Genomic DNA, 21,308 nt, shown 5'->3' with positions numbered 1-21,308 from the left:
TCACCGGGAACAATTGCGGGAGCTTTATCTCCGTACATCAGAAAGAATTCGTTGTTCATAGCTTTACGAAAGCCCTTCTTACCTTCGGCTCCAAGCAATCTTCTGCCCTGTTTGTAAAGGTTATCGGTCTTCTTCAGCTTTCTAAATGCCATAACCATTCTAACCATAAGACTACCGAGTTTCATTCCACCGTGTTTGTTGATGAATAGTCCTTCAATAACCTTCAACATTGGCCAACTGGCGTCTATCCAACGCTGTGCCGCATCACTTTTCAGCATCAGAAGGAACTGTCTGGCCCATTCATCCTGAAGATCTGAATCAACATCATATACTCTTCTAATAAAATCGAACCACTGAAAGACGTCGAGAGTAGGATGAATGTTCTGATAATCCCTAACTGCCTGTTCAGGAAGCTCTTTTCTCAAGAGGCATTTATCAAAATTTTTCATCATGAAGCGCGCCATGTAGTCACCGAATGGCTGCATTAACTCGCCGCTTCTCCTGTCCTTGAAAAACCTGTTCACAATGTCATACTGGTTTCCGTGCAAAGCAAGAGTCTTGAACTCTCTGTCGAGATAGTATGGTTGTATCTGTACACTTTCACTGTCACCCAGGAATTCAGTGAGCCTCTTTCTAAGACCTTCATTGAAAAGAAGAAATGAGTCGTGGTTTCCAACAACATATATCAGTCTACCACTCTTGGTGAACTCCCGAAATGCTCTGAATACCTCCCTGTGTCTGTTCTCAATAACATCTATTAACGACACATCCAGTTGATCGATGAGTTGATCGAACGGCAAGAGTCCTCTTTTCTTAACAAACTCTGAAGTCAAAAGCTCGAGTCCATCGCCAACAATGATTATTTCTCTGAATGCTTTTTCCTTTGAGCTCAATATCAGCTCTACAAGATCGGAATCGAATTTGAAGTCATCCTTTAACGTCCCGTCGCCAATATGAAGATCACTAAGGTATAGTTTTTTCAATCCCTTCCTCCCAAGTTCCATGATACCCCAAAAACAGAGTCAATACTCTGCACCGTGAGAAATTGCCAGTTCAAATATCTACACAAAGATGAGAGAATATAATGATGAACAGCCTTTTCTATTTGATTGACCTATTACTGGCTTTGCCGCTCTTAATGAACGGTCTTGGTGCATTCATTGCAGCCTGTTGTACGAGTGTTCTGATCAGTTTTTCAATGCGCGGTTACGAGGGAATCACGATCTCTGATAAAGAAAAGCAAATGGCTTCTACCCTTGGATCTGCTGTCATGTCTTGCTTTGTTTTTCCAGTCTTCCTTCCTGTATCACCGTTTGTTGCCCTTCCTGCGCTAGGAGCAACGGTCGTCAGAAATTTCATACTCTACAAACGTGTGAAATCGCAATTCAAGGAAGAAAGCTTTATGCTGACCTCTAATGACCCGATTGAACCAAAGGTGGTATATGATAGCTTCAAAAGACTCTTGGATGTTGGTATTGGAGTAATAATGTTAGTTCTGTTCAGCCCGATTATCGTTATAGTTTCTCTAATTTCTCTGCTCATGGAAGGTAGACCCATCTTCATCTGCCAAACAAGGATCGGCAAGGACTGTAAGCAATTCGGAATGTACAAGTTCAGGACTTTCGACACGAAGGGAAACAAGGAAACGATAACAAAGCTTGGCAAATTCTTGAGACCACTCAGACTGGATGAACTTCCGCAAATCATAAACATTATCAAAGGAGATATGAGTCTTGTAGGACCAAGACCCGAGCTTCCATCATTTCACAAGCTTGGAATGGACAACATCGTAGACTATTCGTCTAGACTTCTCGTAAAACCGGGTCTAACGGGCTGGGCTCAGATAAACTACAAATACACTACAACGCTGGAAGAATACCGGATTAAAACCGCCTTTGACCTCTATTACGTGAAGAATAGATCATTTATTCTCGATATCAAGTGCCTCTTCAAGACACCATTTGCCGTATTTCTCACTTTGCTAAAGAAGGAGGACTGAGCCAAAAACGAAAGGAGCCATAAGGCCCCTTCAAAACTCATACAGCTTTGAGAACCTACCCTTTGGCTATTTCCTCAAGTTCTTTCTTTCTCTCGATCACACTCTTTTTGTTGTCTTTGTAATGGGTATGGAGTAGTTCGTGAGAGAGATGTCCTAAAGGCTTTCCGAGATACTCTTCATAAAGCTTAGCAATCGCCGGGTTTTCGTGAGATTTTCTGATTACCGAAGATTTGTCAATATTATAGATAGCTTCCATCCTCTTCTGAAGATAACCGGGCTGACTCGATTTGGGTTGGCCACCGCCTCCGATACATCCGCCCGGACAAGCCATGACTTCGACAAAATGGTAGAATGCTTCTCCTGAACGAATTTTGTCCATCAACTTGACAACGTTGCTTCCCCCGTGAACTACGGCTACTCTTACCTTGGTACCCTTCATATCGATTTCAGCTTCCTTCACCCCGTCAAATCCGCGGGCAAAATCGAAATCAAGTCTTGGGAGCTCTTCTCCTGTATGAAGCTCGTACGCAGTTCTCAAAGCGGCTTCCATAACACCGCCTGTCGCACCAAAGATTACCGCAGCGCCGGTAGAGATTCCGAGTGGACTGTCAAATTCTTCCTCTTCAAGCGACTCGAAAGGAATCTTGTGCATCTTAATCAGCTTCCCAAGTTCTCTTGTTACAAGCACCGCATCGGTAGATCTTGTCCCCCTGACTGTCAAAGTATCTCTGCCCTTTTCGTCCTTCTTAGCTGTACACGGCATTATCGACACAAGATAAATGTCTTCCGGCCTCTTCCCTATCTTTTCTGCAAAGTACGTTTTGACCAGGGCGCTCATCATCTCCTGGGGAGATTTCGCCGTTGAAAGGTTCTCGGTGAATTCCGGGTACAACTTCTCCATCATGTTTACCCAGCCCGGGCAACATGAAGTGAACATCGGAAACTTTCCGCCTTCCTTTACCCTTTCAAGAAGCTCAGACCCTTCTTCCATAATTGTGAGGTCGGCAGTGAAATTCGTATCAAATACATAGTCGAATCCAAGCTTTCTAAGCGCGGCAACCATCTTACCGGTGCTGACCGTGCCGGGAAGCTCTCCAAACTCTTCAGAAAGGGCCACCCTAACTGATGGAGCGGTTTGTGCTATCAAAACCTTATCATGTTTTCTCAGCTCGGCGACTACCTCCCTGAATTCCATTCTCTCAGTAATTGCCCCAACAGGACAGACAGCCGAGCACTGACCACAGTTTATGCAATCGGTGGCCGCGATGGGCGCACCTAAAGCTGGCAGAGGAAGAACATGATACCCTCTGTTCACCGAAGAGAGTATCGAAAGACCCTGTAGCTCATCGCAGGCTCTCACACATCTCCCACAATCAATACACTTGTTCATGTCTCTAAAAAGCGATGGACTGGAGGTATCATATGGAACATTTCTCAGCGTCTTTGGGAACATATCTTCAACGTCGTACTGATATATTAGATCTTGAAACTCGCATCTACCATTTACATCACAGGTCATACAATCATTAGGATGATTGGAAAGGAGAAGACCTAGGTTAAACCTTATTGCTCTAGTAACCCTTTCAGAATTTGTCTTGATTCTCATCCCATCAGCAACTTGAGTTGCACACGCTGGCGAGAGGTTACGAGCTCCCTCTACTTCTACAACACAAACCCTGCATGAACCTACCACCGAAAGCGCAGGGTGATAACAAAGAGTCGGAATAGTTATTCCTACTTCACGGCAGGCTTCCAGTATACTCTGGTTTTCATCAACAGTAAAATCCTTGCCGTTCACGGTAATTGTCACGGGCACCTGACAGCACCTCCATTCAAAATCTACATTAAATGAGCTGAAGAAACTAGATTGTGATTTTTCTATCAAATAGATTCTAGCATATTGATTGCCCCTTATGCCAGATATTAGGTTAAAAATTCACCCACGTAGAAACAAAGTATAATCTAATTTGTTTAGCGACAATAAAGAACTGATTTAGCCGACTATTCGGATACTCGAGTTTATTTTCCCGCAAATGAATTCGTTTGGCCATGGAACAGGAATAAACTATAATGGAACTGATAATTATTATGTTTTTCATGGAGGTTATGCGGTATGAGAAAATGGTTCTTCTGGGCTTTGTTGATGGTCGTTGTGGTTGTTGTTTTTGCAATACGACTCCTGCCTGACATGCTTAACAAACCCCCAATAATAAGCATCCCCGATATGATTATCGATGAGGCAGTACGCTTTCGATAGATCTTCACGACTATTCAAGCGATGAGAAGATGACATCTCTGAGTTACACGAAAATTTCGGGTCCCGGAGAGGTCAAAGAGAACTTCTACATTTTTTCACCGAGTTTCCAACAGTCGGGAAGTCACTCTGTAACAATTTCAGTAGTAGATTCGAAGGAACAAATGGCGGAGTCTTCATTCGAAATCGCTGTGAGAGAGGTCAACCGTCCACCCGAGCTTTCTATCCCAGACCAGGTGGTTGCCGAAGGGGAGACGATTTCAATAAACCTTGACGAGTATGCAAATGATCCTGACCTTGACGCCTTGAATTATTCATTAACCGAGGGCAATGGGCAAATAATTGGAAGCAACTATACTTATGAACCTGATTTCACAAGTGCAAATTATGAGAGGGTGACTATTTCCGTTTCAGATGGAAGAGGAGAGAAGGCAGCTTCAACGTTCATGATATCTAATAAAGCCTTTGCTACATCCTCAACAGAGCTGACCGCAGACTCCACATCTTCTGTGCCATCGGAAACTGCCGCTACGAGTCTAGACAGTCCAGTCACATCTTCGGAAACAGAAGTGGCCGATGCACAGAATCTCCCACCTACTGCTGATGTCCCGGATCAGGCACTCGAGCAAGGAAACACTTTGGTTCTGGACCTGAGAGGTTTTGTGAACGATCCAGAGGATGAACCACTTTCAATTAACTTAAAATCGGGACCGGGTGAGGTTCAAAGAACTCTTTACTCCTATGTGAGCCCTCCCGGGGATGCCGGTTCCAAGACAGTAGTCTTGGAAATATCGGATGGAAAGAACGTCGTCGAAGAAAGCTTTCAGATAAACATTGAGTCCGCGAACAAAGCTCCGGTAGCTTCAAGTATTCCGGAAGGCGTCGTTTTTCAGAGTGAACAATACAGATTGAACCTCGAGAATTATTTTACTGATCCTGACGGGGATTCGCTTTCATTCCAACTTCTCAGTGGCCCGGGAAGAATCGAAGGGTCGACGTACATATTCCAATCGGACGAACCAGGAAGATACTCGGCAACTATTCGAGCTTCCGATGGAAAGGGAGAATTCATTGAAAGAACGGCGAATCTCACTGTAGTTCGGACGAACAATCCGCCGACAATTTCAATTCTACCTAGAAGAATCGCGGAGGGTGATGTACTAACGATTGACCTTTCAGAATACGCTTCAGATCCTGATAACGATTTACTCAGCTTCTCACTGGTCTCCGGCCCTGGAACTATCCAGGGAGAAACCTACACCTTCGACGCAGACTATGGCACCGCAGGAACTTATGAAGCAATTGTCTCTGTAGGAGATGGAAAAGGCGGGTCTGCAAGGGCGACTCTCAGAATTGATGTTAGGGAGAGCAACAGGCCACCAGAATTAAATATACCTGGATTTACAATAGCAGAAGGTTCCAGACTTGTTGTTGATCTCAGTGAATACTCATCTGATCCAAACAATGACAATCTATCATTTGAGATCGTTCAGGGAATGGGAACGATCGAAGGAAGCAGGCTGATAATTGAACCAGGTTTCGAAGATTACGGTTTTTATACAATTGTAGTAAGCGCTTCTGATGGAAGGGGAGGCCAGACCAGTGCCACCTTCGATCTGCTGATTACCGACACCAATCGCCCACCCGAGTTTAATGTGCCTGATCAAACAACCATTGCGACTAGAACCTTGCGGCTTGACCTCAGACAGTTTAGCATCGACCCAGACGGAGACTATCTAAGGTATGAGCTGGTCTATGGACCTGGAGTTCTTACGGGAAGCATTTACTCCTTCATTCCAGAAGAGCTGGGATCGAACACAGTTATGCTAACCGCTAATGATCTAAAAGGCGGGGAGGCATCGACTACTTTTACGATCACTGTGAGATGATAGACTCCTTGTTAGCCAAATTACGCTGGTTTATACGACGTGATTGTAAAGACAGGCATTTAATATCAATTATGAACCATTATCTCCTTATTACTCTCTCTTTCTATTGTTTAGGGCTGAACTACTATGCTATAATCTAAGTACAAACAGCGGGGGAAGAAGAAGAAAATGAATACAGGAGGTATGGATATGATTGAGAAAGAACTCAAGAAAGTCGAATCAGACAAGCAGAATGTGCTTGAACTTGAGACAGATAGAACCCTTAATCTGCTTGAGGTGACTTTCGAGGACAGAGGAAATTGAGTCACGTGCTATTTCCCTGGAAGTAAGCTTCTTTACTACTATCGTGAAGGCTGCGCACGCAGCCTTTTTTTGTCGGACTATGAGACCAGCACATCAACTTAACACCTTAAAATGGCCTAACTCTGCCCTTCATACCAACAAATAGTTATTGTATAATAACAATGAAAAGTTATCATTTTAGGAGGTAAAACATGAAAATATCGCAACGCGGGATTTTTATGCCATCTTCTCCAATACGGAAATTAGTGCCTTTTGCACAGAAGGCTAAGGATAGAGGTGTGAAGGTATATCATCTCAATATTGGACAGCCTGATATTCAAACTCCAAAAGTATTCTTTGATTATGTAAACAAGCTTTCCGATTCCGTGGTCTCTTACTCGCCATCAGATGGAATAAAAGAGCTTAAGGAGGCTTTTTCAAAGTATTTTAGATCTTGGGAAATCGATGTTTCCGCGGATGAGCTTCTTGTAACTTCGGGCGGCAGCGAGGCAATTCTCTTCGCTCTAGCGGCTGTAGCTGATCCTGGCGATGAGATTATGTTGATCGAACCTTTCTACGCCAATTACATAGGCTTCGCCAACATGCTGGGACTCAAAGTTAGGGCCGCTACCTCGAGAATATCAAACGGTTATAGATTACCCGATGACGAAGAATTATCCAAAGCTTTGACCGCAAGAACTAAAGCAATTCTCTTTTCAAATCCTTCTAATCCCACAGGAGTAGTTTACACAGAGGACGAGTTACGGAGACTCATAGAGTTCGCAAGAAGAAATGATCTATACGTTATCTGTGATGAAGTGTATCGAGAAATGGTTTTTGACGGCATAAAACCTTCCTCAATCATGACGATAGATTCAGGACAAGACATAATTATCGTTGACAGCATTTCAAAGAGATTCAGTAGCTGTGGCGCAAGAATTGGGTGTGTGGCAACAAAGAACAACGAGGTTTACAGAACGATGATGAAATTTGCCCAGGCGAGGCTATCTCCTCCGACTATTGCTCAGCTCGGAACCATTGGTCTCCTTACATTGGGCAAGGAATACACAGATTCAGTGAGAAGGGAGTATGAGCTCAGAAGAGATGTAGTCTTTGAAGAGCTTAGCAAAATCGATGGAATAGAAATGCAGAAACCCTCCGGTGCTTTCTATATCTCGGTTAAGCTTCCCGTTGAAAACGCCGAAGAATTCGTAACATGGATGCTTACAGACTTTTCCTACGATGGGAGCACAGTAATGGTTGCTCCACTAGAGGGATTTTACTCAAGTGAAGGTGTAGGTAGGAAGGAAGTTCGAATCGCCTATGTTCTTTCTTCAGAAAAGATGAAGATTGCTATTGAAGTACTGGCTCTTGGTCTCAAGGAATTTAACCGCTCATTTGCCACAGTCTAATAGAACACCTCAAATCCAAATTTAATGGTCTCTTCCGAAGATACAAAGAGGCAGGGTGAGTTGTGGAACGCTTCTCCTTGAGGTTTATTACTGACCCAAGACAATTGTTCATTGCTGATTGCGAAAATCATCATTGAGGTAGACATCGGAAGTGAAGTTTCCCGTTCTAAACATCTGATACAAGAACTCGGCACGGTCTCTTCTATCGGAACCTTCAAGCTGAGATTGCTGCTAGAGAGTCAGTTCCTTCACTCAGATTTCACTGTCTGATATCATTTATGTAAGTGAGGGAGGTGAACCACTATAATGAAGAATGCTGTTTACGCTCAATCCGGGGGCGTTACATCTGTAATCAACGCATCTGCTTATGGAACACTGGTTGCGGCTCTTGAAAGCAAAGAAATCGATAGAGTCTTCGCCGGAATAAATGGAGTAAAGGGGATTCTAAATGAGGATCTTTACGACTTAACTGAAGAAGCAAGAAGTGAGATAGACAGAATTCCTTACACTCCAGGTGCAGTCTTCGGTTCTTGTAGAACGAAGATTGACAGTGATGAAGATTTCGAGAAGCTATTTAAAGTCTTCGATGCGCACTCGATCCGATACTTCTTCTATAACGGTGGCAATGACTCAATGGATACTGCTCACAAAATAAGCAAAAAGGCTAAAGAGATCGGTTATGAACTGCAAGTCGTTGGAATTCCAAAAACAGTGGACAACGATCTTCTTGAAACTGACCACTGCCCCGGTTATGGATCGGCCGCAAGATTCACCGCAATATCGATAATGGAGGCGACCAGAGACCTGAAATCAATGTACAGTGATTCAACAAAGGTCTTTATTATGGAATCCATGGGACGTAATTCGGGATGGCTTGCCGCATCTGGTTCACTTGCAAGCACAGACAGGTTTCACGGTCCTCAAATCATCCTCCTTCCTGAGGTTCCCTTTATGGAGGACTCTTTTATCGCAAAAGTCGAAGAAGTTGTGAAGAAGGAAGGATACTGCTCAATAGTTGCCTCAGAGGCTCTCAAAAGGCCTGATGGTTCATTCATATCAACTGCTGGCTACTACGATTCATTTGGAAATGTCCAGTTAGGAAAGATAGGTCAGTACCTTGAGAAGATAATTAGAGACGCTTTGAAGTGCAAAGTTCACGTGGCTTTACCTGATTACCTTCAGAGATCATCGAGGCACGTTGCAAGCTTGATCGATTGGCAAGAAGCAGTTGAAGTAGGAGCACTTGCCGTTAGAGAGGCCATAAGAGGGGAAAGCGAGGTCATGATTTCCATAAATAGATTGAGAAGCAAACCCTATCTTAAAGAATACACTACGGTCGCTCTTGAGCTCATTGCAAATGGTACAAAAGATCTCCCGGTCGAATTCATCTCCGAAGACGGATTTTATGTTACTGACGAGTTCAGGTCTTATGCACTTCCACTGATACAGGGTGAGGCACCTAATCTCTACCTGAACGGTCTTCCAATGTATGAAAACCTCCAGAAAATAAGAGCTAGAAAACTCTTATAGAAATCGGAAACCCCGTCCCTTAACACAAGGACGGGAATTCCTCTATCTCGTCAAATCGCGGAAAAGCTCGAGATACTGTAGTAGGTGCCTGGTACAGAGAAAATGTTTCTTAACTATTTCATATCCATTTCTACCCAGCTCTTTAGCTAGATCAGGATTCTCAAGAATCCTTTCTGTGTATTCAACGGTTTCGTCCACACTCTCAACAAGATATCCATTTACACCGTGATGGACCTGAAGGGGTATTCCGCCCACATTCCCACCAATCACCGGTGTCTTTTTCCACATTGCTTCACTCATAGTCAAAGCAAAACCCTCTCGAAGTGATTTCTGAAGAACTACCTTACTAATCCTTTGAGCAGCATTTACTTCAATATCGCCAATGCCATGAAAGTTTGAAAGAACCTTTACGTCATAGTCCATTCCAATGTATCTCAGGAGATCCTCGTAAATCTTCCATCCCTCAGGGTCATCTGAAGCCATAGATCCAATTAAGAGAAGCTGAAGATCCGGGAATTTCCTCTTCAGCTGTCTATAGGCATCGACAACTCCCATTGGGTCCTTCCATGGATCGAATCTCGAGACTTGAGCTATAACCGGCCTACCAGAAACAAGGCCGAGCTTCGTCATAGCTTTCTTCATTTCCTCTTCAGATAGCATTCTGTTCTTGTTGCTCAAAGGATCGATTGATGGTGGAATGTCATAAATTTTTTCGATGGCAATTCCATCTTTGGCATAACTTTTTAAAGTGAAGATCCCCGCATCGTAGTAAGACAAAAATGTATTCAAGTAATTCCAAAAAACCTCGTTGGGTGAAGAAGTATCTATGTGACATCTCCAAACAAGCTTGCAATTTCCAAAGTTTGCAAAAGCAGGAAGCCCAACCGGTTGAGGATCATGCAACACCGCAACATCGTATTCATCGATCCCGATGTAAGCCGCATTGTCTTTCGCTACCTTTTCAAAGAGTCTTTTATCTTCTTCTGACAAGAAATCTTCCTTTCCTTGAAGAGCGTTATGCATTCTTTTCGTAAGGTCGAAGAACTGTGGGGGAGCATCGATCACTTTCCAGTCAACCTCCAGTCCGCAATCCTTCATTAACGGAACCAGTGTATGAAGGATTTCCGCAACTCCGCCACCGAAGGAAGTGGCGTTTACATGCAGAACCCTGAGACCCTTGAGCTCTCTTGAAAGCTCGATGATACTTTCAATGACTTCTTCCTCAACGAAGGGCTGATAATCCTTCAGTAGCTTCTTATTTACCTGTGTACTCCTCATCTCTCCACCTTCTTCCGCTTAGAACTGAAGATATGCTGGCTCCATATGGAGCCAGCGAATAATCGTAACTTGGTTTTAGAATCCCCAAACAACCTCAAATCCTGTCATATCTTCGAGATCGAGAGCAAGCTCTTCAAGAGCATTCCTGCGTCAGCAGTACCAGAGAGAATACTGTGAACTGCCTTGAAGAACAGGGTAGATACTTCATTATACCGCGGAGCGGTTGCCGTTGATGGTCTTGCTACAGCATTTACAAACACGTCATACAGAGATCCGAAGAACGGATTTGCCTTTAGTACTTCGTAATCAGCGTAAAGAGCCTGGATAGTTGGATTGAATGAACCTTCTACAGCTCTCATCTTCTGCACTTCGTAACCGGCCATGAAGAGTGCAAAATCAGCTGCGACTTCCGGATTTTTGCTATACTTGCTAACCGAAAGTTGCCATCCACCGAGTGTAGCCGCTCCATTACCGCTCTTGCCTGCCGGAAGAGGCGAAACGTCAAACTTTCCCGCAACGGCACTGTCTTCACCTTTGCTAAGGCTGTAAGCGTATGGCCAATTTCTCATAAATGCAGCGTTTCCTGCCTGCCACACTGCTCTGGCATCCTCCTCAGCAAATGTAAGAACCCCACTCGGAGAGATAGTCCCAACCCAGCCTGCTACCTTCTCGAGGATCTCGACTGCATTTGAGTTGGCAATTGTGATTTTTTTGTCGGAACTGATGATTGTTCCTGCATCATTTGAAGCCAACCACTCAAGTGCATCACATGTTAAACCTTCGTACGCATTACCCTGCCAGACAAATCCCCAGAAGTCCGGGTTCGTCTTTCTTTCACCCTCCTGAATTATCCTGGCCGCTTCTTCAAGTTCGTCCCACGTGGCCGGTGGATTAAGCCCGTACTTCTCGAGAAGATCTGTCCTGTAATAGAGAAGCCCTGCATCTGTAAACCACGGAATAGCTACCAATTTTCCGTCAACGGTGTTATTTTCGATAATCGCCGGGAAGTGCATAGATACTACTTTATCTGCATTGTGCTCATATAGATCCACGAAATGCTGTGCAAGATCGCCCGGCCAGATTACATCCACCTGGTATACATCGATTTCCGGGCTTTTCGCCTCAAGAAACTGCAAGTACAGTCCCAGTCTATCCTGGACCATATCAGGTGTGTCAAGCACCTTAACCGTGACATCCGGATGAATCTCCATGTACATCTCCGCTGCCTTCTTGGTCAATTCAAGCTCTTGACCAACAGCGCCCGCGGCGACTGTAATAACTGTTTCGGAAACAGCTACCAACGCAAACAACGCTACCATAAGTGTCAATAGAACTTTCTTCATAAAAAACCCTCCTTCTGTAATGATCTCGTAGAAAACGACTCTTCATAGAACCTTTCAGTTAAAAGACCTTTTGGATCACCTCCCACTTTTTCAGACCACGTTCTCCTAGAATTCGGAAACTCGTCAGCCTTTAACTGCTCCCGCAGTCAATCCTTGAACTATCCTTCGCTGGAAAATGAAGACAAGAACCACTACAGGAATCGTTACAATCACTGCGCCAGCCATGATCTCCCCAAACGGGACTTGCCTCGAAACGGATCCAGTGAACAAGGAAATCGCTACCGGAATGGTTCTTGCCTCCGGAGCGATAGTCGTGAAAGTCAGGGCGAATATATACTCGTTCCAGGCAGCAATGAAGGCAAGAAGACCGGCTGTGACAAGAGCAGGGGCTGTAAGAGGCAACAAAATCTTATAGAAAGTCTGGAAAGGCGTTGCACCGTCTACCCATGCAGACTGCATTATCTCAGTGGGGAGTTCCTTGAAAAATGCAGTCAGGACCCAGGTTGTGAATGGCAAGGTAAATATCATATAAGAAAGAATCAGACTTACTCTTGCTCCCAGATTGAGGGTATTAATAACGGCATACAAACCTGAAAGGACAGTTATTTGAGGAAACATCGTGAGAGAAAGAATGAGATAAAGAGTGAGCTTCTTGCCTTTGAAACGAAGTTTACCCATCGCATAGGCTGCAAAGGAACCGACTCCCAAAGCAAGAAGCGTTGTCAAACCAGCTACTATTGTACTATTCCACAACGCTCTAACAAACGTACCGTCGTTGAAAACGGCAACATAGTTCTGAAGCGTCGGAGCAAATCTTCCATCACTATCGACTGGAATAAAGGTCGCTGGAGTCATTTGAAGTTGAGCTTCGGATTTTAGCGACGAGTTAACCGCCCAGTAAAATGGGAAAAGCATATAGAAGAATATGAATATCACCAGTATCCAGAAAGCGATCTTCCCGGTGAGCCAGATCAGTTTGTTTTTCCTCATTCTTTATCAACTCCCATAAGCCTCATGTAGATAACCGCAAAGATTCCTATGAGAAAGAAGATGATGACACCGATAGCCGAGGCAAGACCCATGTTCCTGTTTCCAATAAGCTGATAATAGTTGTAGGAGGCCATAGAGTACATCCGGTTTCCCATAAGAACCTGAAAAACGTCAAAGACTCTTAAAGCATCGAGAGTTCTAAAAATCAGTGCTACAGCCAGCGTGGGTTTCAATAAAGGCAAAGTGACAGATAAGAACTGCTTCAACCTTCCAGCCCCATCTACTCTTGCTGCCTCGTAAAGCTCTCTAGGAATGAGCTGGAGACCTGCAAGAATCAAGAGCGCCATGAATGGTGTCGTCTTCCATACGTCAACAGCAATGAGAGTAGGCATCTGCAGAGCCGGCATACTTAGAAATGAAAGGTCTCCGTCTCCCCAGCCCAACTTACTCAGTACAGCGTTGAAGAGACCGGCTCTGGTCGGCTGGAGCATCCATTCCCAAATCCTTGCAGATACAACAGTGATTACCGCCCATGGAACAAGCATTGTTGCTCTCATTATACCTTTACCTTTGAAGTTGCTATTGACAACAAGCGCAACCCCTAGACCAAGAACTGTCTCGAGAAAGACCGAGATTACTGCAAAGACAAGAGTGTTCGAGATTGCCTTCATAAACTCCGGATCTCTCGCGCCCACTACATAACGACGCCCAAAAAGAGAGAACTGAAACCATTCTCTGTACCTTACTGGACTTCTAGGCAAGACTCTAATTGCCCTTTCGTAAACTGGTTTCCCAGTCTCCTCATCAATTGAAGCTTCGCCCGTTGTTTCATCAACGACTTTCGGCAGCTCCATAACAGTCAAGCCCAGTAGGCTCTTGTAGTTTTCAAATCCGATTAATTTTGGTGCTTCATCTGTTCCAGACGCAAAAACCTTATCTGTGAAGCTCGTATAGAAGACCTGAAACAACGGGTAGAACGCCACCAATGCTAAGATCAGCAAAGCGGGAATGAGCAATTTGTAAGCGGTTCTCTGTTCCTTCTGCGCTAATGATAGCTTATCTTTCCTGGCCATAACTCCTCCTCGAAAATAGATTCAGGTCAAGCCGTCTTCCTTCGTTTCAAACTCGGTAAAAACTTTACTGGTTGAACATACTGACCCGGATTCTCAATCTTCTGAATAATCAGCTCAGCCGTTTTTCTACCCATATCTTCCATTGGCTGCTCGATTGTAGTCAACCCAGCCCTTTCAGTCCAGCTCTGATTGTCATAACCTACAAGAAAGAAGTCCTTTCCCGGAATTTTCTTCATTGCAGATGCCATCTGCAAAACTTCAAGGGCAAAATTATCTGCTAATGCAAAGATCCCCGGTCTATCGTACTCAGAAAGAATCGAGGCGATTCTCTCATGCGCAGTCTCAAAAAAGAAGGATGTGTAGACAAGTTTCTCCTCATTGAACTCATAACCTTTTTCTTTTAGATAACTCGTAAACCCCAGTATTCTCTTTTCGAAATTTTCAGTTGCCAAAATGGTGTTTTCCTCATCGAAAGAGATGACGAACAAATCCGTGGAACCACATTCAATAAGTAACTCAGCGGCCATTCTTCCACCCAAAACATTATCTAGATAGACGCAGTCAAACTCATCGGATTGTGATTCAAATAGAACAACATTGGTTCCGAAATCTATATACTTTCTAGATAAAAACTCAATATTCATCGTACAAATAACAGCACCATCTATATTCTGAATAAGGGACGGATCGCTTCTAAGTTTCTTCAGCCTTTTATCGGAAAAAACAGGGTAAATCACCATCTCATAATTCATCTTGTCCAGATACTCATCAAACGACTTCATGACTCTCCAGTGAAATTCCGTCCTGATCTCGGGCATGAGAAAGAGAATCCTTTTGGTCTTACCCCCTGCAAGTGTTCTCGCCACCTGATTTGGCTGGTACCCAAGCTTATCGATCGCTTTCATTACTTTAATTCTTGTCGTTTCTTTAACGGAACCGCCATTAAGCACTCTTGAAACGGTACCGGTTCCAACGCCCGAAAGAGATGCTACATCTTTTATTGTGGGCTTTTTCAAGAGAATACACCCTCCAGTTATCAACGATTTGGAATCGTTTCCATTATAACAAAATCGTTAATGACACCGAAGTCTATGTACACTGAGTCTGATTCTTTGAGAAGTGATTATTGAAGATTATTACTGATGAAGACGCTGTTGCTCCTGATTCATGCTTTTACGTTCTGTTTACTCGGTATTACTTGTCATAAATCAACTGTTCCAGTTCTGGCTATTATTTACCTATCTTGTTCTAACAGGCCTCTCGAAACGACCGTTGTGTTGGAACGCTTTTCAAGCAATCAGCGCACCAACGCCTATGATCCCTCTACCACCATGGACCAGTATTGCCGAAGACAGCTCTCCGGTAAGAAGTGTTTCAGATAGAGAAATGATTTTTCTCTTAGCCCATTCAACGAGCGCGAGAGTATCGCTATCGTTTCCAGAATGATAAAGAGCTAGGCATAGAACTTTTTTCCCTTTAACAGCAACAATCAAGCGATCCACCATCTTTTCCACTGCTTTTTTCATGCCTCGTGCCCTACCTGAAAGAATAAAAATCCCACCACTGTTAATTGTCCCTATCGGCTTTACATCGAGAATTTCCCCAACCGATCCTTGAAGTTTACCAATTCTACCGCTTTGTTTCAGATACTTCAGTGTCGGTAAAACGAAATAGACGATGTTTTTTATTCCAGCTCTGCTTCTAAGGTCTGAGGCAATCACCCTAAGTGAATCCCCTCTTTCCTTCATTCTTATCGCCTTGTGAACCAGCATCGCAATGCCACCTGAAAGGGAGAGAGAATCAATTGACTCAACTTTAACCGAGTGATGTTCGCTGACAAACTGTTCACCAATCGTCTTGAAAAGGTTATAAGTACCACTCAGACCGCTGGAGAGGTTCACCACAAGCAGCTCATCATAACCTTTTGAATACATTGTTTCGAAGGCTTCCGTTACGTCTGCCGGGCTTGGCAGTGAAGTCCTGGCAAAGTTGTAGTCCAGATAATCGGCGATTTCCGATTTGCTTATCTCGACACCTTCACGGTAGGATTTTTCACCGAGGACTACCATAATAGGGACGACGTAAACATCATCTCTTTCAGCCAATTCCACAGGAAGATCTACTACTGAGTCACAGATAATTCCTATCATGATCATTTCCCTCCTCATAAACAACTCTGTTTCTTTGAACACCGAGGTCTATCCTGCCATCTGAAGAGAATATCCTGGATTCTATTACGTCTCCATTTGCCAGGTATCTTCCACTTTTCTCCTGTTCTCTGATGAAAATCTCCCATCTTTTTGATTCGCCAAGTAATCTTCTGAGCCAAGTACGCAAGCCTTTTTTTTGACTAAGAGCCGTTCCCTTTGGTGTACCCGTAAGTATAACGTCTCCGGCCTCGAGATCGGAAAATTCGCTCAGTTCCGACAGTGTTTCCCATGGTTTGTAGATCATGTTCGAAGTTGAAGCTCTCTGTTTTGTCACTCCATTTACTTTAAGCTCAACCGTTAAACTCTCCAGATACTTCATTTCATCTCTGCCAATTAGAAAGATAAAGGGTCCAAGCGGGCAGAATGATCGATAGCTTTTGCCCTTGAAGAACTGAGATTGAGGTAACTGAATGTCTCTCGCCGAAATATCGTTGCCTATTACAATTCCTCCGATGTACTCATGCATATGAGAAAACTCAACATTGATAGGCCGATCTATAGACGCTTCATAACCAAACCGAGCTCAACTTCATAGTCGAGGAGGCGGACTCCCTTTGGCCTCACAATTGGTGAGTTTGGACCGGTAACAGAAGCCGATGATTTGTTGAAGAACATATTGTACTTCTTATCCTCTTTTCTTATTCCTGTATCAAGGAGATGGTCGAGATAATTCTTTCCTTGACAAATGATTCTACAAGGGCTAGTAATCGGAGAGAGAACCTATAAGTCAGAGAGATTTATCCGCTCAGTCAAGCCAAAGCTTTGTATAACATTCGGAATCCCTTCTAAAGTTTGGAAAAAGTCTCCCGTGGATTCCGCTTTGATATCGAGAGGGGTCACAAGATCCCTTTCCACAACTCCCCAGAATACTCTCATGCTGACGTCTCTAAATCTTCCAATATGCATTATCTTATCTGCCCTCCCCCTTAATTATAACCTGTTGTAGCAACCGTTGCCTCCCCAATTCCCATCCCTATGATTTCGTTGTCAGTGTCGATCTCAATGCTAATTCGTCTTTTGGGGAAAAAGACTTGCCTGCCGATTATTGGCTTAGCGTTGATAACGCTATGCTAAAATTGTGTTGAGGTGATTGAATGAGTGAAGCAGGACACAAACGTTCGATTCTCCTTTATTGTGATAGGTCAGCTTTTGAAAGACTCCTAGACTTATTCGCCGACGTCTCGTTAATCGACTGCAAGGGGCAAGAAAACGAGATAATCGGAGAGATACTGGAAAATGGGGAAGGGGTTCGGAAAGAGAAGACAGGCAACGGAGAAGATGGCTTATGCTATGCAGTATTTGATGGCTTTAGCGATGAGTCTTTGGGAAACGCGATCGATACAATCCGTCATTATACTGGAAGAGAGTGGGTCTTTGCCACCACAACTGAATCAAATCTCAGTTGGAGAATGAATGAACTCCTCATTGAACTGACTGAAGAACATAATTACTTTAGGAAAGCGAGGCAGAAGAAAGTTGAATAACAACTCTTTCCAAAGAATCCAGGAGCTTTCAAGGGTCGATGTCGTCAATATTCTGAACTTAGTCTTTTCCGACTACGTGCTCAGGATGCACTGGACTCTTGAAAGCTTTGAAAGAGACGTTAGGGAGAATAACATTTCTCTTTCGGAATCATTTGTCATGAACGTAGAGGGCATCCATACAGGAATTGTCTTGCTCAGTTTCAGAGAAAAAAGAGCCAGGATAGATCTTATGGGCGTCATTCCCGGTTTTAGAAGAGAAGGCGTAGGGTTCAAAATGGTTGACGAGGCAATTAGAATTGCTAAATGGAAAGGCTGTGATCGAATTGTCCTGGAAGTTCCCGAAAAAGACAAAAGAGCGATCGCTTTCTATGAGAAGTTTGGATTCAGACATAGACGTGAACTTATCACTTTCTTCATAAGAAGGCCGGGAATTGGCGATTTTTCGACTAAAGAATCTGATTCAGGAAAGGTAGTTGAATGCGCACTGTATGTAATGGACAAATACAAGCGAAATCCAGAATGGGAAAGAGAGCCCGCATCGTTTCATCACCTTGAGAGATACAACTTCGATACAGTAATAGATGAGCAGGGTCGAGAAATTGCTTATTGCGTATGGCAGGAGAGGGATTCAGTTTTTTATGTTAAGGACTGTGGCCCAACAAGAGCCGCTTCCTTCAAAGAGGCAATAGGCGCAATCTGCAGTATTGCGAAAAGCAAGAACCTCACACCGCTATTTCCAACAGTACCCGATAACGACCCTCTATTCGCCGAAGCGCAGGAATTCGAACCGGAGATTCTCCTTAAGCAGAGCGAGATGATTTTTAAAATCCATTGAGAAGCCTTAAGTAACACTCGTTTGTCTAATGTATCCAAGAAGGTACTCAACCATCCTAAATCCGTCTTGGGGAGACTTGTGTATCAAATACTGAACAAGTTTGTCTCTATCGATTAGGATGTATTCCGAATTACTCTTGATTTTCAATGTAGTATCCCATTTGCTTCTTGAAAGAACCTGGATCTCGCCAATGGAGCTTGGCGATTTGATCGTAAACAGTACCGAGTTCTTGTCTCCTCTCTTTTTCAGAAGGGCTATCTCACCCTTGAGAAGAAAGAGCACGCTTCCAGCCTTTCTACCTTCTTCAAAGACGATTCTGTCTGAGTCAGCCTTTCTTATCCTACGATAATCCGCTTTTAGAATCCGGAAAAGATCCGAGCTATATCTCGGACCTTTATAAAGAAACTTGAAGCCGGATTCAAATAGACCCATGTGGCAAACGAAAAATCTCGCGATCCTTGAGATTTCATCTTCTGCGGATTCCAAAATATCCATTATTGAAGCTAGGGCATCTTCCAAAAAATCGTTAAGAAAGCAACTAAAAGCATAGAACAGCTTAACAGGTCTTGACAAAGGGGAATTCTGATACTGATCAAGGTAGCTTCTCAGAACCTCTTGAGCAGAGGGATACTCTTTTCGCTCAATCAGTCTGATACCCTTTCGGTAGAGCGATTTCTCTCCGAAAAGCAAAGGAGGATACTCTTCTAGCCAACACTGCTTTTTGGCGACAAGAGATGCAGTAAACTCATCGAGATCAAAAGGCCCTTTTCCACTGCACAAACTCAGGTCTTTTTCAACATCAACAAACAGCTTCTCCAGCCTTTCCGGTCTGGAGACCAGATACTCTTTCAACTCGTCCCTGTCACCAACAAGAATTGCAGAATCACCAACGCAAAGAAGATCTCCGCTGTGCTCCCCACCAACTACCGATAGTGGGTCAGCAAGATCTCCTTCCAGATAGACCTTGTCTTCAGAATCGAATCCTTTGAGGATGAGCCCGCCCGACGATACCACATAGTAGTAATCTGCTTTCTCACCCCGCCCGGCAAGTTTGGTATCACCCTCCAGAACGATTTCCTTAATGTCTCGTCATCACCTTTCACTCTTCCCACAGTTTCAATTCCTTCAAACCATTCTTAACTATCCTACTGGTATCTCTAGAGATAACAAGTTCCTCATTAGTTGGGATAACGAAGACTTTTACCTTCGAATCAGTTGTGGAAATCATGGTCTCTTTTCCTCTGATTTTATTTTTCTCTACATCAATCGATATGCCAAGATAGCCGAGGTACTTGTCGATCACATTGGCTCTCAAGTAGGGACTATTCTCTCCTACGCCTGCGGTGAACACTATCGCATCGACTCCGTTCATTGCCGCCGCATAAGCGCCAATATATTTCGCCAGTCTGTATTCATATATATCATGTGCCCTTTTGCAAGTCGGCTCGTTTTTCATTGCACGTTCCTCTATATCCCTCATATCACTGAACCGCCCTTCAGTAAGCCCATACATACCGCTTTCTTTGTTCAGCAGGTCGTTTACTTCCCCAGCCGATAATCCTTCTTGCTCCTGCAAGAAAGGAACGATAGCCGGATCAATGTCGCCGGATCGCGTCCCCATGACGAGCCCCTCAAGCGGTGTGAATCCCATTGAGGTATCAACAGACCTCCCGTTCTTGACTGCCGCAACAGATGCACCGTTCCCAATATGAGCAGTTATAATTTTCAGTTCTTTGAGAGGTCTTTCCATCATGACAGCTGCTCTCTCCGCAACATATCTATGGCTAGTGCCGTGAAAACCATATTTTCTTATCTTATATTTTCTGTATAGGTCGTAAGGTATGGCGTAGAGATAAGATGATTCTGGCATCGATTGGTGGAATGCCGTATCGAAAACCCCGATGTGAGGAACAGATGGAAGAATCTTCTTCGCTGCAACAATACCCTCAATGTTGGCCGGATTGTGAAGAGGTGCAAGGAAATTGTTCGCTTCTATCTCACTTACAACTTCATCGTCTATTAAAACGGAAGATGCGAATCTCTCTCCACCGTGAACCACTCTGTGACCGACGGCCTCAATTTCGTTGATGTTTTTCACAACTCCAGTCTCTTCTGACTGAAGAACCTCAATTATTAGTTCAAGGCCTTCAGTGTGATCAGCAATGTCCTTTTCGAACTCGTATTTCTTCTCGCCTTTCCTATGAGAGAGTTTTGATCCGGAAATACCTATCCTTTCAAGCAACCCTTTTGCCAACACGTTTTCACTTGCGGCATCAAGAAGCTGGTACTTAATTGAAGACGAGCCGCAATTAATTACAAGGATCTTCATTCGACACCTCCGTCTATGCTTTATTAGAACAACCTAGAAGTCTCAGCCTTTCTCTGATTACATTCTTAACCAGTTCCTTGGGTGTCTTGAAGTATTTCCTCGGATCGAACTCCCCGGGATTCTTCGAAAGGAACTCTCTCAACGAAGCAATAAAAGCCATTCTTAGATCAGTATCGGTATTCACTTTGTTTATTCCAAACTTCACCGATTCAGCAAGGATTTCCCCAGGAACTCCTTTAGCTCCCTTGAAATCGGCTCCATAGGTTTCGGCAAGCTTTTTAATGTCCTCCGGAACACTTGAAGCTCCATGCAAAACGAGCGGTAGGCCTGTCAGATCCTTAACCTTCTTGAGTCTTGCAAAATCCAGTCTCGCTTCTCCCTTGAATTTGAAGGCCCCATG

19 protein-coding genes and 1 pseudogene are annotated in these 21,308 nt (G+C 43.9%); 7 read left to right on the top strand and 13 right to left on the bottom strand.

The window, feature by feature from the left end; translation table 11 throughout:
• Nucleotides 1-983 (bottom strand): hypothetical protein (locus tag BG32_RS04780; protein WP_121526483.1); only part of this gene is annotated, 983 nt, incomplete at its 3' end.
• Between the two features lie 101 nt (nt 984-1,084).
• On the opposite strand from BG32_RS04780, the gene BG32_RS04775 reads away from it, so the two are divergent.
• Nucleotides 1,085-1,999 carry a sugar transferase gene (locus BG32_RS04775; RefSeq protein WP_014730286.1) on the top strand — a complete coding sequence of 305 codons (915 nt, stop codon included), beginning with the start codon at nt 1,085-1,087 and terminating at the stop codon, nt 1,997-1,999.
• Between the two features lie 55 nt (nt 2,000-2,054).
• Here BG32_RS04775 and BG32_RS04770 read toward each other — a convergent pair whose 3' ends face one another.
• Nucleotides 2,055-3,815: an NADH-dependent [FeFe] hydrogenase, group A6 gene (locus BG32_RS04770; RefSeq protein ID WP_014730285.1), complete on the bottom strand. Its 1,761-nt coding sequence runs from the start codon at nt 3,813-3,815 to the stop codon at nt 2,055-2,057.
• A gap of 297 nt (nt 3,816-4,112) precedes the next feature.
• Here BG32_RS04770 and BG32_RS16260 point away from each other — a divergent pair, with 297 nt between their 5' ends.
• The 4 genes from BG32_RS16260 to BG32_RS04755 all read left to right on the top strand — a co-directional run bounded on the left by BG32_RS16260 (nt 4,113) and on the right by BG32_RS04755 (nt 9,366).
• Nucleotides 4,113-4,256, top strand: a complete 144-nt coding sequence (locus tag BG32_RS16260; protein WP_259459524.1) for a hypothetical protein — start codon at nt 4,113-4,115, stop codon at nt 4,254-4,256.
• 161 nt (nt 4,257-4,417) lie between these two features.
• Nucleotides 4,418-6,142 carry an Ig-like domain-containing protein gene (locus BG32_RS04765; protein ID WP_259459523.1) on the top strand — a complete coding sequence of 575 codons (1,725 nt, stop codon included), beginning with the start codon at nt 4,418-4,420 and terminating at the stop codon, nt 6,140-6,142.
• 494 nt (nt 6,143-6,636) lie between these two features.
• Nucleotides 6,637-7,836 carry a pyridoxal phosphate-dependent aminotransferase gene (locus BG32_RS04760; protein WP_014730282.1) on the top strand — a complete coding sequence of 400 codons (1,200 nt, stop codon included), beginning with the start codon at nt 6,637-6,639 and terminating at the stop codon, nt 7,834-7,836.
• Between the two features lie 306 nt (nt 7,837-8,142).
• Nucleotides 8,143-9,366, top strand: a complete 1,224-nt coding sequence (locus tag BG32_RS04755) for a 6-phosphofructokinase (RefSeq protein ID WP_014730281.1) — start codon at nt 8,143-8,145, stop codon at nt 9,364-9,366.
• 42 nt (nt 9,367-9,408) lie between these two features.
• On the opposite strand, the gene BG32_RS04750 is transcribed toward BG32_RS04755, so the two are convergent.
• The 8 genes and pseudogenes from BG32_RS04750 to BG32_RS17075 all read right to left on the bottom strand — a co-directional run bounded on the left by BG32_RS04750 (nt 9,409) and on the right by BG32_RS17075 (nt 16,947).
• On the bottom strand, nt 9,409-10,644 hold the full coding sequence (locus BG32_RS04750) for a glycosyltransferase (protein WP_014730280.1): 1,236 nt from the start codon (nt 10,642-10,644) through the stop codon (nt 9,409-9,411).
• Nucleotides 10,645-10,719: 75 nt separating this feature from the next.
• Nucleotides 10,720-11,987, bottom strand: a pseudogene (locus tag BG32_RS04745) (ABC transporter substrate-binding protein).
• Between the two features lie 123 nt (nt 11,988-12,110).
• The gene (locus tag BG32_RS04740) at nt 12,111-12,977 is read right to left on the bottom strand and encodes a carbohydrate ABC transporter permease (protein ID WP_014730278.1); all 867 of its coding nucleotides are present in this window, start codon (nt 12,975-12,977) and stop codon (nt 12,111-12,113) included.
• A complete protein-coding gene (locus BG32_RS04735) occupies nt 12,974-14,050 on the bottom strand; it encodes a carbohydrate ABC transporter permease (protein ID WP_014730277.1) in 1,077 nt (358 codons plus the stop codon). The genes BG32_RS04740 and BG32_RS04735 overlap by 4 nt, the downstream gene beginning before the upstream one ends.
• A gap of 26 nt (nt 14,051-14,076) precedes the next feature.
• On the bottom strand, nt 14,077-15,066 hold the full coding sequence (locus BG32_RS04730) for a LacI family DNA-binding transcriptional regulator (protein WP_014730276.1): 990 nt from the start codon (nt 15,064-15,066) through the stop codon (nt 14,077-14,079).
• Nucleotides 15,067-15,339: 273 nt separating this feature from the next.
• Nucleotides 15,340-16,200 carry a DegV family protein gene (locus BG32_RS04725; protein WP_259459522.1) on the bottom strand — a complete coding sequence of 287 codons (861 nt, stop codon included), beginning with the start codon at nt 16,198-16,200 and terminating at the stop codon, nt 15,340-15,342.
• Nucleotides 16,181-16,747 (bottom strand): fumarylacetoacetate hydrolase family protein, encoded by a 567-nt coding sequence (locus BG32_RS04720; protein WP_409072647.1) that lies wholly within the window; start codon nt 16,745-16,747, stop codon nt 16,181-16,183. The genes BG32_RS04725 and BG32_RS04720 overlap by 20 nt, the downstream gene beginning before the upstream one ends.
• A gap of 8 nt (nt 16,748-16,755) precedes the next feature.
• On the bottom strand, nt 16,756-16,947 hold the full coding sequence (locus BG32_RS17075; protein WP_409072646.1) for a fumarylacetoacetate hydrolase family protein: 192 nt from the start codon (nt 16,945-16,947) through the stop codon (nt 16,756-16,758).
• A gap of 407 nt (nt 16,948-17,354) precedes the next feature.
• On the opposite strand from BG32_RS17075, the gene BG32_RS04705 reads away from it, so the two are divergent.
• On the top strand, nt 17,355-17,744 hold the full coding sequence (locus tag BG32_RS04705) for a DUF3783 domain-containing protein (RefSeq protein ID WP_014730274.1): 390 nt from the start codon (nt 17,355-17,357) through the stop codon (nt 17,742-17,744).
• A complete protein-coding gene (locus BG32_RS04700; protein ID WP_014730273.1) occupies nt 17,737-18,579 on the top strand; it encodes an N-acetyltransferase in 843 nt (280 codons plus the stop codon). The genes BG32_RS04705 and BG32_RS04700 overlap by 8 nt, the downstream gene beginning before the upstream one ends.
• A gap of 6 nt (nt 18,580-18,585) precedes the next feature.
• On the opposite strand, the gene BG32_RS04695 is transcribed toward BG32_RS04700, so the two are convergent.
• From BG32_RS04695 to BG32_RS04685, 3 genes are all read right to left on the bottom strand, one after another.
• The gene (locus BG32_RS04695) at nt 18,586-19,593 is read right to left on the bottom strand and encodes a cyclic nucleotide-binding domain-containing protein (RefSeq protein WP_014730272.1); all 1,008 of its coding nucleotides are present in this window, start codon (nt 19,591-19,593) and stop codon (nt 18,586-18,588) included.
• Between the two features lie 85 nt (nt 19,594-19,678).
• Complete coding sequence (locus BG32_RS04690; protein WP_014730271.1) at nt 19,679-20,908, bottom strand: acetate kinase; 1,230 nt, start codon at nt 20,906-20,908, stop codon at nt 19,679-19,681.
• Between the two features lie 13 nt (nt 20,909-20,921).
• Nucleotides 20,922-21,308: class II fructose-bisphosphate aldolase (locus BG32_RS04685; RefSeq protein WP_183084286.1), on the bottom strand; the 387-nt coding region annotated here is incomplete at its 5' end.

The organism is Mesotoga sp. HF07.pep.5.2.highcov (assembly GCF_003666285.1).
GTDB lineage: Bacteria > Thermotogota > Thermotogae > Petrotogales > Kosmotogaceae > Mesotoga > Mesotoga prima.
Note: the sequence above shows the minus strand (reverse complement) of the source record. Positions and strands in the feature narration are given on the sequence as shown.

Bases quoted from the DNA above. Each gene is read 5' to 3' on its own strand.
- BG32_RS04775 (WP_014730286.1), top strand. From the start codon at position 1,085: ATGATGAACAGCCTTTTCTATTTGATTGACCTATTACTGGCTTTGCCG.
- BG32_RS04690 (WP_014730271.1), bottom strand. From the start codon at position 20,908: ATGAAGATCCTTGTAATTAATTGCGGCTCGTCTTCAATTAAGTACCAG.
- BG32_RS04755 (WP_014730281.1), top strand. From the start codon at position 8,143: ATGAAGAATGCTGTTTACGCTCAATCCGGGGGCGTTACATCTGTAATC.
- BG32_RS04740 (WP_014730278.1), bottom strand. From the start codon at position 12,977: ATGAGGAAAAACAAACTGATCTGGCTCACCGGGAAGATCGCTTTCTGG.
- BG32_RS04705 (WP_014730274.1), top strand. From the start codon at position 17,355: ATGAGTGAAGCAGGACACAAACGTTCGATTCTCCTTTATTGTGATAGG.
- BG32_RS04765 (WP_259459523.1), top strand. From the start codon at position 4,418: ATGGCGGAGTCTTCATTCGAAATCGCTGTGAGAGAGGTCAACCGTCCA.
- BG32_RS04735 (WP_014730277.1), bottom strand. From the start codon at position 14,050: ATGGCCAGGAAAGATAAGCTATCATTAGCGCAGAAGGAACAGAGAACC.
- BG32_RS04750 (WP_014730280.1), bottom strand. From the start codon at position 10,644: ATGAGGAGTACACAGGTAAATAAGAAGCTACTGAAGGATTATCAGCCC.
- BG32_RS16260 (WP_259459524.1), top strand. From the start codon at position 4,113: ATGAGAAAATGGTTCTTCTGGGCTTTGTTGATGGTCGTTGTGGTTGTT.
- BG32_RS04760 (WP_014730282.1), top strand. From the start codon at position 6,637: ATGAAAATATCGCAACGCGGGATTTTTATGCCATCTTCTCCAATACGG.
- BG32_RS04725 (WP_259459522.1), bottom strand. From the start codon at position 16,200: ATGATAGGAATTATCTGTGACTCAGTAGTAGATCTTCCTGTGGAATTG.